Origin of the sequence: Kribbella sp. NPDC050281 (genome assembly GCF_040655855.1) — a bacterium.
In the GTDB taxonomy this organism is placed as follows: Bacteria; Actinomycetota; Actinomycetes; order Propionibacteriales; family Kribbellaceae; genus Kribbella.
The window spans coordinates 89,924-101,990 of sequence record NZ_JBFAKS010000039.1; the positions used below are offsets into that span (position 1 = coordinate 89,924).

11 protein-coding genes and 1 pseudogene are annotated in these 12,067 nt (G+C 67.4%); all 12 read left to right on the plus strand.

Annotated features, from left to right (window positions below; translation table 11 throughout):
• Positions 1-6: 6 nt before the first annotated feature.
• A complete protein-coding gene (locus AB0I34_RS33665) occupies positions 7-897 on the plus strand; it encodes a phosphotransferase (RefSeq protein ID WP_360452943.1) in 891 nt (296 codons plus the stop codon).
• Between the two features lie 250 nt (positions 898-1,147).
• The gene (rpsA, locus tag AB0I34_RS33670) at positions 1,148-2,626 is read left to right on the plus strand and encodes a 30S ribosomal protein S1 (RefSeq protein ID WP_131351982.1); all 1,479 of its coding nucleotides are present in this window, start codon (positions 1,148-1,150) and stop codon (positions 2,624-2,626) included.
• 170 nt (positions 2,627-2,796) lie between these two features.
• Positions 2,797-3,414, plus strand: coding sequence for a dephospho-CoA kinase (gene coaE / locus AB0I34_RS33675; RefSeq protein WP_360452945.1), 618 nt, complete (start codon positions 2,797-2,799; stop codon positions 3,412-3,414).
• A gap of 198 nt (positions 3,415-3,612) precedes the next feature.
• Positions 3,613-4,761 (plus strand): PrsW family glutamic-type intramembrane protease, encoded by a 1,149-nt coding sequence (locus AB0I34_RS33680; protein WP_360452947.1) that lies wholly within the window; start codon positions 3,613-3,615, stop codon positions 4,759-4,761.
• A complete protein-coding gene (locus AB0I34_RS33685) occupies positions 4,758-5,885 on the plus strand; it encodes a hypothetical protein (protein ID WP_360452949.1) in 1,128 nt (375 codons plus the stop codon). Before AB0I34_RS33680 ends, AB0I34_RS33685 begins: the two co-directional genes overlap by 4 nt.
• A gap of 44 nt (positions 5,886-5,929) precedes the next feature.
• Complete coding sequence (locus AB0I34_RS33690) at positions 5,930-6,667, plus strand: hypothetical protein (protein WP_360452951.1); 738 nt, start codon at positions 5,930-5,932, stop codon at positions 6,665-6,667.
• 34 nt (positions 6,668-6,701) lie between these two features.
• Entirely contained in the window at positions 6,702-7,451 is a 750-nt protein-coding gene (locus AB0I34_RS33695; protein ID WP_360452953.1) for a hypothetical protein, read from the plus strand.
• 57 nt (positions 7,452-7,508) lie between these two features.
• A complete protein-coding gene (gene uvrB / locus AB0I34_RS33700; protein WP_360452955.1) occupies positions 7,509-9,614 on the plus strand; it encodes an excinuclease ABC subunit UvrB in 2,106 nt (701 codons plus the stop codon).
• A gap of 160 nt (positions 9,615-9,774) precedes the next feature.
• Entirely contained in the window at positions 9,775-10,143 is a 369-nt protein-coding gene (locus AB0I34_RS33705; protein WP_360452957.1) for a VOC family protein, read from the plus strand.
• Positions 10,144-10,159: 16 nt separating this feature from the next.
• The gene (locus AB0I34_RS33710) at positions 10,160-10,510 is read left to right on the plus strand and encodes an MmcQ/YjbR family DNA-binding protein (RefSeq protein WP_360452959.1); all 351 of its coding nucleotides are present in this window, start codon (positions 10,160-10,162) and stop codon (positions 10,508-10,510) included.
• Positions 10,511-10,792: 282 nt separating this feature from the next.
• Positions 10,793-11,926 carry a TerC family protein gene (locus AB0I34_RS33715; RefSeq protein WP_360452961.1) on the plus strand — a complete coding sequence of 378 codons (1,134 nt, stop codon included), beginning with the start codon at positions 10,793-10,795 and terminating at the stop codon, positions 11,924-11,926.
• 53 nt (positions 11,927-11,979) lie between these two features.
• Positions 11,980-12,067 (plus strand): annotated as a pseudogene (locus AB0I34_RS33720) (hypothetical protein); the annotation flags it as partial.

Here is a 12,067-nt window from a genome sequence, read left to right on the forward strand (position 1 = left end):
AGCGGTATGAGCGACTTCGCGGCCAGTGCCGTTCCGTTGGCGGGTGGGTACGGCGGGCAGACGTACGCCGTGAGTGCCGGCGGTGAGGACGCCGTACTGAAGCTGTATGTGAAGCAGCCGGAGCGGGCGGCCGTGGACGCGGCGTTGCTGCAGCTGGTCCGCGGACTGCTGCCTGTCCCGAAGGTGCTGGAGGCGAAGCGCGAGGGGTCGCCGGAAGATCCGCCGTACCTGCTGACCGAGCGGCTGCCGGGGGTGAACCTGCAGGTCTACCTGGAGACGGCAGAGGAGTCGGCGCGGCGGACGGTCGGGGAGCAGCTGGGTGAGTTGCTGGTGCGGCTGAGCGGGATGCCGTTCCTGACCTTCGGCGAGTTCCGCGGCGGCGAGCTGGCCATCGAGCCCTTCGGCCTCGGGGATCTCGAGCAGTACGTCGATGGCCTCGACCTCGGCCTGGACCCGGGGCAGCTGGAGCGGTTCGGCGCGGTCATCGCCGAGGCCGAGGACGTGCTGGCCGAGGGGGTCGACCGGGTCTGCCTGGTGCACAGCGACTTCAACCCGAAGAACCTGCTGGTCGACCCGGCCACGGCCCGGATCACCGGACTGATCGACTGGGAGTTCAGCCACGCCGGGTCGCCGTACACGGATTTGGGAAACCTTTTCCGGTTCTGCGCCGATCCGGTGCTGGCCGGCGCGGTGCTGAGCGTGATCCGGGGGAGCGGGCCGGGGCTGGGCGAGCCGTTGGTGGACCTCGGGCGGGCGGCGGATCTGTGGGCGCTGCTGGACCTCGCGTCCCGCTCCACCGAGCACGAGATCGCGGCCGCGGCGCACGACCTGGTCTCCCGAATGGCGGACACGAGGACCCTCGCGGGGGGCCGAGTGGAGCTGGACGTCGTACATTGAGATCAGTGAGACGTCGGGAAGCCTCGGCGGGCAGCCGGTGGAGGCCGGGTGCCCCGGGTTGCCCTGCCTTCGTCAATACCCGTATTCTGTCAGATGCGCTATGGGCCCGCGCGACCTCGGACGGAGCAGGCTCGTGCTCGCAGCAGTCGGTGGTGAATCTGTGCTCTTCAGGCAATCCAGCGGTTTGGTGCGATCCAACGGTTCATGACGCGACCGAACGACACCACCAGTCCACGGAGCAACCCACCACATGACGGCCAGCATCGAGGCACCTCTCGACCCCGCAGTGCGCAACACCCCGCAGGTAGCGGTCAATGACATCGGGTCGGAGGAAGACTTCCTCGCGGCGATCGATCAGACCATCAAGTACTTCAACGACGGCGACATCGTCGAGGGCACCATCGTCAAGGTCGACCGGGACGAGGTCCTGCTCGACATCGGTTACAAGACCGAAGGCGTCATCCCCTCCCGGGAGCTGTCGATCAAGCACGACGTCGACCCGAACGAGGTCGTCAACGTCGGCGACCACGTCGAGGCCCTTGTACTCCAGAAGGAGGACAAGGAAGGCCGTCTGATCCTCTCGAAGAAGCGCGCCCAGTACGAGAAGGCCTGGGGCACGATCGAGAAGATCAAGGAGGAGGACGGCGTCGTCACCGGCACCGTCATCGAGGTCGTCAAGGGTGGCCTCATCCTCGACATCGGCCTGCGTGGCTTCCTGCCCGCCTCGCTGGTCGAGATGCGCCGGGTCCGCGACCTCCAGCCGTACGTCGGCCAGGAGATCGAGGCCAAGATCATCGAGCTGGACAAGAACCGCAACAACGTGGTCCTGTCCCGCCGGGCGTGGCTGGAGCAGACGCAGTCCGAGGTGCGGATGAACTTCCTCACCCAGCTGCAGAAGGGCCAGATCCGCAAGGGTGTCGTCTCCTCGATCGTCAACTTCGGTGCGTTCGTGGACCTCGGCGGCGTCGACGGTCTGGTGCACGTCTCGGAGCTGTCCTGGAAGCACATCGACCACCCGACCGAGGTGGTCGAGGTCGGCCAGGAGGTCACCGTCGAGGTGCTGGACGTCGACATGGACCGCGAGCGCGTCTCGCTGTCGCTGAAGGCGACCCAGGAAGACCCGTGGCAGCAGTTCGCCCGGACCCACCAGATGGGCCAGATCGTGCCCGGCAAGGTCACCAAGCTGGTTCCGTTCGGTGCGTTCGTCCGCGTGGAGGAGGGCATCGAGGGTCTGGTGCACATCTCCGAGCTGGCCGAGCGTCACGTCGAGATCCCGGAGCAGGTCGTCCAGGTCAACGACGACACGATGGTCAAGATCATCGACATCGACCTCGAGCGGCGCCGGATCTCGCTGTCGCTGAAGCAGGCCAACGAGGGTCTCGACCCGGTCTCGGACGACTTCGACCCGACGCTGTACGGCATGACCGCGACGTACGACGACCAGGGCAACTACGTCTACCCCGAGGGCTTCGACCCGGAGACTGGCGAGTGGCTCGAGGGCTTCGACGCACAGCGCGAGGAGTGGGAGCGGCAGTACGCCGAGGCCCACACGCGCTGGGAGGCCCACAAGAAGCAGATCGAGGACGCCAAGACGGCGGACGTCGAGGCCGGCGAGGCATCGACGTACTCCTCGGCCGCGGCTCCGAAGGACGACGCTCCCGTCGAGGGCGCGCTCGCTTCTGACGAGGCGCTCCAGGCCCTCCGCGAGAAGCTGACCGGCCAGGGCTGATCCACCGCAGGACCCGAGACCCCCGCATCCCCGTACTGGATGCGGGGGTCTCGCTCGTCTACCCCACTGGCGGGTTGTCCGCCCGCTGACGGCTTACATCCCGCCACCGTCCAAACAACCCGCCAGCCGTGCCCGCCCGCCCCACCACTGGGAGTGGATAGGGTGCTGCTGTGCTGAGAGTCGGGCTGACCGGGGGTATCGGGGCGGGGAAGAGTTCTGTGTCGGCGCGGTTGGCCGAGCGCGGGGCTGTGGTGATCGACTCCGATGTGCTGGCGCGGGAAGTAGTGGCCAAGGGCACCGAAGGTCTCGCCGAGGTGGTGACGGAGTTCGGGGTCGGCGTGCTGACGGCCGAGGGGGAGCTGGACCGGCCGGCACTCGGGCAGATCGTATTCGGTGATGCGGCGGCGCGGCGCAGGCTCGAGGCGATCATTCATCCGCGCGTACGGGCCCGGGCGGCCGAGATCGAGGCCGCGGCACCGGCGGGAGCGATCGTCGTGCACGACATCCCGCTGCTGGTGGAGACCGGTCAGGCGGACCGCTTCGACGTCGTCGTGATCGTCGACGTACCGGTCGACGTACAACTCGAACGGCTGACCGCGCAGCGCGGAATGCCTGACACAGAAGCGAAACAGCGCATCGCGAGCCAGGCGTCCCGCGAGGATCGGCTCGCCGTCGCCAGTCTTGTCGTGGACAATTCCGGCCCCCTCGGCGACCTGGATCGCCGCGTCGACGAGGTGTGGGCAGAGCTCGAACGACGGGCAGGGCACGGTCCGGACACGAAAAGGTGACCCCTGCGCGGTAAATGATGAATCCGGGACCGGCTGTACAAGAATCTGTCCCGGTTCGGCCCAGGCTCTGGGCCGGCCACCGACGGCGCGCCCCGCGCCGGTCCGGATGTCCGAGGTTGGGAGGATGGCGTGGTCTGTCCGCGCTGCAACTCAGACGTCCCCGAGGTGTCGCACTTTTGCCACCACTGTGGCAACGATGTGCGCTCCGGGGACGCCGAGCGGAAGAAGGCGTACGCCGCCAGGCCGGATGAGCCAGTGGCGTCGTTCCGGCTGGTTTCGACGATCATGCCGCAGGGCTCGGGCAAGCAGCCCTATACCTACAAGGTGGCACTCGGTGTCGCGCTCCTGCTGACCGTTCTCACCGCCGCGCTCGGCGCGCTGCCGGTGGCGATCATGGTGGCGGCGTTCTCGATCCCGATCGTCTACATCCTTTATCTGTACGACGTGAACCTCTGGGAGGACGAGCCGATCCCGGTCGTCGCCGCGGCGTTCGTGCTCACCGGAGTACTGGCCGCGGTGTTCACCTGGATCTGGTCGGACAAGATCGCCCTGAGCCTGGACACGATCGGCGGCAACGACGCCGGTCCGGCCGGGCGGGACCTGCTGATCCTGCTCCTGCTGGTGCCGGTGGTGTCGGAGCTGATCCGCCAGATCGGCCCGCTCTACCTGGCCTCCCGGCCGCGGTACGACGACCTGATGGACGGCTTCACGTTCGGCGTGGTGGCCGGCGTGGGCTACGCGTGCTTCGAGACTCTGGTGCTGCACTGGGGATGGATCAGCGGCGGTTTCGCCGGTCCGGGCAGCAGCGCGGGCACCTGGATCTCGATCGTCCTGCTGCACGGCTTCATCAAGCCGCTGATCTACGGTTCGGCGACCGGCCTGGCCGGTGCGGAGTTCTCCGGCCTGGGCGAGGGGTACGACGGCTTCACCCCGCGCTGGGTGTTCGCTGTGATCCAGGCGATCGTGATCAACGCGCTGTTCCAGGGCGGGGTCTACCTGCTCGGGTTCGTCGGCGGTCACGGCTCGACGGTCGGCGCGATCCTCGGTGTGGTCTGGGGTCTGCTGCTGCTCGGCGCGCTGATCATCCGGGTCCGCACGGTCCTGCACAAGGGTCTGCTCGAGGCGGCGCTGGAGTCGGCCGCCCGCGGCGGCTCCAACCACGCGTCGGGCGAGCTGGCGTTCTGCTCGCGCTGTGAGATGCCGCTGCTCCCGCACTCCGACTTCTGCTCCGCGTGCGGCAACTCGGTGCGATCCGTACCGAAGTCCGCCCGTGGTGTGGCAGCACAGGCCGTGGCAGGCGGCGGGGTTGGTGGATACGACGCGACGACTCGGGAGACGCAGGCATGAGCAACCAGCCACCGCCCTACGGTCAGGGTGGCCACCCCGGGCAGCAGCCCCCGTACGGCGGCCAGCCGGGCCAGCAGGGTCAGTCCGGCTACGGTCAGCCGGGGCAGCCGCCGCAAGGTCAGCCTGGCTACGGCCAGCGGCCGGGGCAGCCACCCCAGGGCCAGCCACCGCAGGGCCAGCCCGGCTACGGTCAGCCCGGCTACGGTCAGCCCGGCTACGGTCAGCCCGGTCAGCAGCCACAGGGGCAGCCTGGTTACGGGCCGCAGCCTGGACAGCCGCCGCAGGCGCCGCCGGGCTACGGTCAGCCGGGTCAACCGCCGTACCAGGGGCAGGGTCAGCAGCCCTACCCCGGTCAGCAGCAGGCGCCGTACCAGGGCCAGCAGCAGTACCAGGGCCAGCAGCAGTACCAGGGCCAGCAGCAGGGCTACCCGGGTCAGCAACAGCAGTATCCGGGTCAGCAGCAGCCTTGGGGCCAGTACGGCGGTCAGACTCCGCGCGGCAAGGGCGGGAACAAGATCCTGTTCCTGGCCGGCGGTGCGATCGTCGTCGTCGCGGTGATCGGCGTCGTGCTGGCGCTGATCTTCGGTCGCGGTGACGACAAGCAGGCCGAGCCGACCCCGCAGCCGACCAATGGGCAGAGCACCGAGCCGACCGAGAACGTCGACGAGGGCATCGAGGTCGCCGAGGGCGTCTTCGTGAAGCCGCAGCCCGGCTACGTCCGCAAGGAGCTGAAGAACTTCGACGGCGTCTACCTGCTGAAGGCCAAGGAGGCCTACTTCATGGTGGAGGCCTTCAAGGGCAAGGAGGGTGAGAACACCGACACCATCCTGCCGAAGCTGATCGGCGCCGAGACCGGGGACCTGTCCGCGGTGAAGAAGAACGAGCCGAAGGTGACCAAGCCGGGGCCGGACGACAAGACCCCGGTGAAGATCCTCACGACGCAGAGCTTCTCCGCCACCTCGTCCAGCCAGAACGGCAGCGAGCCGGTGGTCGGGTTCGTCGGCGTGGTCGAGCGCAACGACGGCGTGATCACGCTGGTCCGGGTGTACGGGCTGAAGACGAAGTTCGATGCCATCAACAAGGACTCGAATGAGATGCTGAAGTCGGTGCTCAAGAGCCAGTGATCCGCAAGCGCGCCGAGGGTGTGGCCGGCAGGTCGAACCCTTGGGTGAGGAACCCAGCGCCGGACGACGGTGCGGCTCCGGGTACGCCGGAGCCGCCACCGTCGCGGCGATTCCCGGGTCGGTCGCGACCGACCCCGTCCGCCGGCCCGGCCCAGGGTCCGCGGATCCCGACGTACCTGATCCCGGCCGGTGCCGGCCTGATCGTGGTCGTGGCGGTGGCGGTCGGGCTCTACCTGCTGTCCGGCGGGGACGACAAAGCCGACCCGGCTCCACCGCCGTCTCCGACGACGACCGCGAGTACGCCGACGTCGACGTACAAGCCGCCGCCGAACGCAGTCCTGGTCGGTTCCGGCGTCGCCGTCGTACCGGCTGCGGGCTGGAGCCTGCTGGAGAAGGAGACGCAGGGCAAGGAGTTCGTCTCCTACGCGGCCAGCGGCGACGCCCGGGCGTTCTTCTGGGTCCGGCAGAAGCAGAACGTGACCGCGAAGGCGTACGTGCTCGGGATCGTCGAGGGCGAGACCCAGAACGAGATCGCCCAACTGGGCAACGTACGGAACCTGACCTGCCCGAAGGACGTCCTGGAGGAGTGCGTCGCGATCAGCTACACCTCCACCACCAAGGACAAGACCGGACTGCAGGTCAAGGTCCAGGGGTACGTCGAGGCGTACCGGCGCAAGGACCAGGTGGTCACCGCGCTGGACTTCCGGACCCGGATCGACTTCGCCCCGCAAGCCGAGGCGGACGCCGCGACCATGAAGCAGTCGGTGCTCGACAGCCTGTGACGACGCCATCCCAGACATACCGCGAGGAAGAGTTATGAGTCAGCAGTACGGTCCGCCCCCGAACTCCGCGCCGGGCGGCTGGGGACGTGGGCCGGGCCAACCGCAACGGCAGTCGTCGGGGTCGATGCGGTCCCGGTGGATCATCATGAGCGGCACCATCGTCGCCGTTGCGCTGATCGCCGTCGGTGTCGTCGTACTGGTGACCGGCGGCGACAAGGAGCAGCCGGTGGCCGAGCAGACGCCGGACCCGACCGGCACGCTGTACACACCGCCGACGCCGTCTCCGACCAAGGCGGCCGTCACCAAGGGCCGGTACGACACCGGCGTCGAGGTCGGTGGTGGGCTGTGGTTCACCCCGGTCAAGGGGTGGCTGCCGGACTGGGACAAGTCCAAGGGCGGGACCAACTACATCCTGCCGCAGCCCGGGGCGCGGGGGCGGATCGACGGCTACTACTGGGTCCGTCAGACCACGCAGTACGACGCCAAGGGGTTCGCCGAGCACCTGGTCGACGTGGAGTCGGACGGGTTCAAGGACGTCCGGATCGGCAAGACGGTGGCCTGCAAGACGACCAACCCGGCGATCAAGGCCTGCTACGCGGTGACGTTCAACGCGCTCGTCCCGGCCGCCGGCGGCAAGTTCCTCCCGTTCCGCGGCTTCGTCACGGCGTACGCCGACCAGTCGGGCAAGATCACCGCCACCGACGCGGCCCTGGAACTCAGCGTCTACAAGCGCCGGGTCCGCGAGCTCGTCTACATGAACAACACCCTGATGAAAAGCTTCTGATCCGGCCCTGACCTGGGGTTTTCGGAACTGTCGGCGCGGCGCCGTACGGTGGAGGGCATGAGACAGGTCTCGGATCTTCAGCGTATGGTGGCGCCGCTCAAGGTGGTGTCCGATTTCGAGCCGGCCGGTGACCAGCCGGCCGCGATCACGGACCTGGAGCGCCGGATCAACAGCGGCGAGCAGGACGTCGTACTGCTCGGCGCGACCGGTACCGGCAAGACCGCCACGATCGCCTGGCTGGCCGAGAAGATCCAGCGCCCGATGCTGATCCTGCAGCCGAACAAGACACTCGCCGCCCAGTTCGCGAACGAGTTGCGGCACTTCTTCCCGGCCAACGCCGTCGAGTACTTCGTCTCGTACTACGACTACTACCAGCCGGAGGCGTACGTCCCGCAGACGGACACCTACATCGAGAAGGACTCCTCGATCAACGAGGAGGTCGAGCGGCTGCGGCACTCGGCGACCTGGTCGCTGCTGACGCGCCGCGACGTGATCGTGGTCGCGACCGTCTCCTGCATCTACGGCCTGGGCTCCGCGGACGAGTACCTGAACCGCATGATCCACGTGAAGGTCGGCACCGAGATGGATCGCGACGGCCTGCTGCGCAAGCTCGTCGGGGTGCAGTACGCGCGCAACGACCTGGCCGGGACCCGCGGCACGTTCCGGGTCCGCGGCGACACGCTCGAGGTCTTCCCGGTGTACCAGGAGCTCGCCGTCCGGGTGGAGTTCTTCGGCGACGAGATCGAGCGGGTGATGACGCTGCACCCGCTCACCGGTGAGGTGATCAGCGAGGAGGACGAGGTCTACATCGGCGCCGCGACGCACTACGTCACCGCGCCGGAGCGGATGGAGCGCGCGATCACGTCGATCGAGGCCGAGCTGGAGGAGCGGCTGGCCGAGCTCGAGCGTGGTGGCCAGTTGCTGGAGGCACAGCGGCTCCGGATGCGGACGACGTACGACATCGAGATGATGCGTCAGATCGGGACGTGCTCCGGCATCGAGAACTACTCGCGCCACACCGATGGCCGCGAGCCCGGGACGGCGCCGCACTGCCTGCTGGACTACTTCCCCGAGGACTTCGTGCTGGTCATCGACGAGTCGCACGTGACCGTCCCGCAGATCGGCGGTATGTACGAGGGCGACATGTCCCGGAAGCGGACACTGGTCGAGCACGGGTTCCGGCTGCCGTCCGCGATGGACAACCGGCCGCTGCGCTGGGAGGAGTTCCTGGAGCGGATCGGCCAGACGGTCTACCTGTCCGCGACCCCGGGGCAGTACGAGCAGGACAAGTCGGACGGTTTCGTCGAGCAGCTCATCCGGCCGACCGGTCTGGTCGACCCCCAGGTGATCGTGAAGCCGACCAAGGGGCAGATCGACGACCTGATCCACGAGATCCGGCTCCGGGTCGAGCGGGACGAGCGCGTCCTGGTCACCACGCTGACCAAGAAGATGTCCGAAGACCTGACCGACTACCTGCTGGAGATGGGGATCCGGACCAGGTACCTGCACAGCGAGGTGGACACGCTGCGCCGGGTCGAGCTGCTCCGCGAGCTGCGCCAGGGCGAGTACGACGTACTGGTCGGCATCAACCTGCTGCGTGAGGGTCTGGACCTGCCCGAGGTGTCGCTGGTCGCGATCCTGGACGCGGACAAGGAGGGCTTCTTGCGCTCCGGCCGGTCGCTGATCCAGACCATCGGCCGTGCCGCCCGGAACGTGTCCGGCCAGGTGTTCATGTACGCCGACAAGATCACCCCGTCGATGGAACAGGCGATCGACGAGACCAACCGGCGTCGCGCCAAGCAGATCGCCTACAACGAGGCGAACGGGGTCGACCCGCAGCCGCTGCGGAAGAAGATCGCCGACATCACCGACATGCTGGCCCGCGAGGACGCGGACACCGCCGAGCTGCTCGGCTCCGGCCGGAACCAGTCCCGCGGCAAGGCGCCGGTACCGGGTGGTGGCAAGGCGAAGGCGGGCGAGAAGGCGAAGGAGCTGGCCGGCGGGCTGCCGTCGTCCGACCTGGCCGACCTGATCCAGCAACTGACCGACCAGATGCACAACGCGGCGGCCGAACTGCAGTTCGAGGTCGCGGCCCGCTACCGCGACGAGATCTCCGAACTGAAGAAGGAACTCCGCCAGATGACCAACGCCGGCATGAAGTAGGACACCGCCGCCCAGCAACACCGCCGGCCCAACACCACCCACCCGGCCGGCTGTCCTCGACTTTGTGCATGGTGTGCGTACCGAATCGCCGCTGGAATGCGGATCTGGTGCACTGAGTGGGGGTTAGCGTGCGTAGCGAGACCAGGTAAGGGGTGGGCACATGTTCGATCATCTGTCGTTGCAATGTGATGACTTGGATGCGAGTCGGCGGTTCTACGAGACGCTGCTCGGGCCGCTCGGGATCACCGTGGTGATGGAGTTCGGTGATGTCCTCGCGCTCGGCGGGCCGGACGGCGCACCGAAGTTCTGGCTCGGGAAGCAGACGACCGGCGGTACGCAGCGGGAGATCCACGTCGCGTTCACGGCACCGAATCGGGCAACCGTCGACACGGTCCACCGGACCGCCCGGGAGTTGGGCGCCGAGATCCTGCACGAGCCGAAGGAGTGGCCGGAGTACCACCCCGGCTACTACGCCGTCTTCGTCCGGGACCCCGACGGCAACAACGTCGAGGCCGTCTCACACAGTTGAGCTGAGAGGGAGTGTGATGGGGAGACTGAGTGGCGCGGACTTGCTTGAGCACTGCTTGGCGAAGCCGGGGGCGTGGCAGGACGAGCCGTGGGAGGGCGATGTGGTCGCCAAGGTCGGCGACAAGATCTTCGCGTTCCTGGGTGGCGGCGACGGGGTCGGGATCAAGTGCGGCGCCAACCGGGAGGAGGCCGACGAACTGGTCGACACCTACCCCGGTGACGTCACCAAGATGGCCTACATCGGCCGCTCCGGCTGGAACAGCGTCCGCCTCGGCGGCAGCGTGCCGGACGACGAGATTCTCGAGCTGATCGACGCGTCGTACGAGACGATCGTGGGCAAACTCCCCAAGAGCAAGCGTCCGACCTAGCCGCGGACGACACGCCCGAAACAGGCGAACCGATCACACAGCGCAACTATTCCTCGGCCGGTTGTGATCATTCCGACAGCCGGACACGGTGCCCTGGGATTTGGAGACTTGGACATCGACCAGTCAGAATAGACGTGGAGAAGGGGAGTATTCCTTCGCGGCGGCATCGTCATCACGGTCTGGGATTCGTTCCCGCGCCCGGTGCCACCGGCCGGACTCGCAGTGCGAGTCCGGCGGAAGAGACCTTCGGAGTCCTGTTTCAGCTGAGCTCCGGAGGTGTCTGTGCACGTTGCTGACTACGTTTGGTACATCACGGTCGGCGTGCTTCTCGCGCTGCTGGCTTTCGACGTCTTCATCATCGGCCGCCGTCCACACGAGCCGAGTACCCGGGAGTCCGCGACCGCGATCGCGTTCTACGTGGGTCTCGCGGTGGTCTTCGGCCTCGGCGTCTGGTTGTTCTCCGGTGGGCAGTACGCGGGCGAGTTCTTCGCCGGCTGGCTGACCGAGTACAGCCTGAGCGTCGACAACCTGTTCATCTTCCTGATCATCATGTCCAGGTTCGGCGTACCCAGGAAGTATCAGCAGACCGCGCTGCTGATCGGCATCATCCTGGCGCTGGTGTTCCGCGGCGTGTTCATCGCGGTCGGTGCCGCCGCGATCAACCAGTTCTCCTGGATCTTCTACCTGTTCGGCGCGTTCCTGGTCTACACCGCGATCCACCTGGCCAAGCAGGGTGAGAACGACGACGACGACTTCAAGGAGAACGCGGTCATCCGGTTCGCCAAGAAGCGCCTGAACGCCACCGACGAGTACAACGGCGTCAAGCTCACCATCGTCAAGAACGGCAAGCGGCTCGTCACCCCGATGGCGATCGTCATCATCGCGCTCGGCACGACCGACCTGCTGTTCGCACTCGACTCGATCCCGGCGATCTACGGCCTGACTCAGGAGCCGTTCCTGGTCTTCACCGCGAACGTGTTCGCACTGATGGGTCTGCGGCAGCTGTACTTCCTGCTCGGCGACCTGCTGAAGCGGCTGGTCTACCTGTCCATCGGCCTGTCGGTGGTGCTCGCGTTCATCGGCGTGAAGCTGGTCCTGCACGCGATGCACGTGAACGAGTTGCCGTTCATCAACGGCGGTCACCACATCGAGTGGGCCCCGGAGATCCCGATCTGGTTCTCGCTGGGCTTCATCATCATCACCCTCGGCATGACCACGGTCGCCAGCCTGCGCAAGTCCCGCATCACCAAGCAGGAGAACGGGACCGACGCCCCGGCCGAGGGCGGCGAGCTGGACGAGTCGACCCCGGTCGACAGCCCGAACGGTACGACGGCCGAGCTCGACCCGAAGACCCAGGCCGAGCTCGACTCGATCCGCGAGCCCGAGCCGCAGGAGTCGGACGCGAAGAAGTCCTGACCCTCGAACGCCAAGAGGTTGTGACCCTCGAACGCTGAGGAGTCCTCTTCTCCGTCGAGGCGGGTCAGACCCTCGGCCTGGTCGGGGAGTCCGGGTGCGGCAAGACGATGACCGGCCTGTCGATCCTGCGGCTGCTGCCGC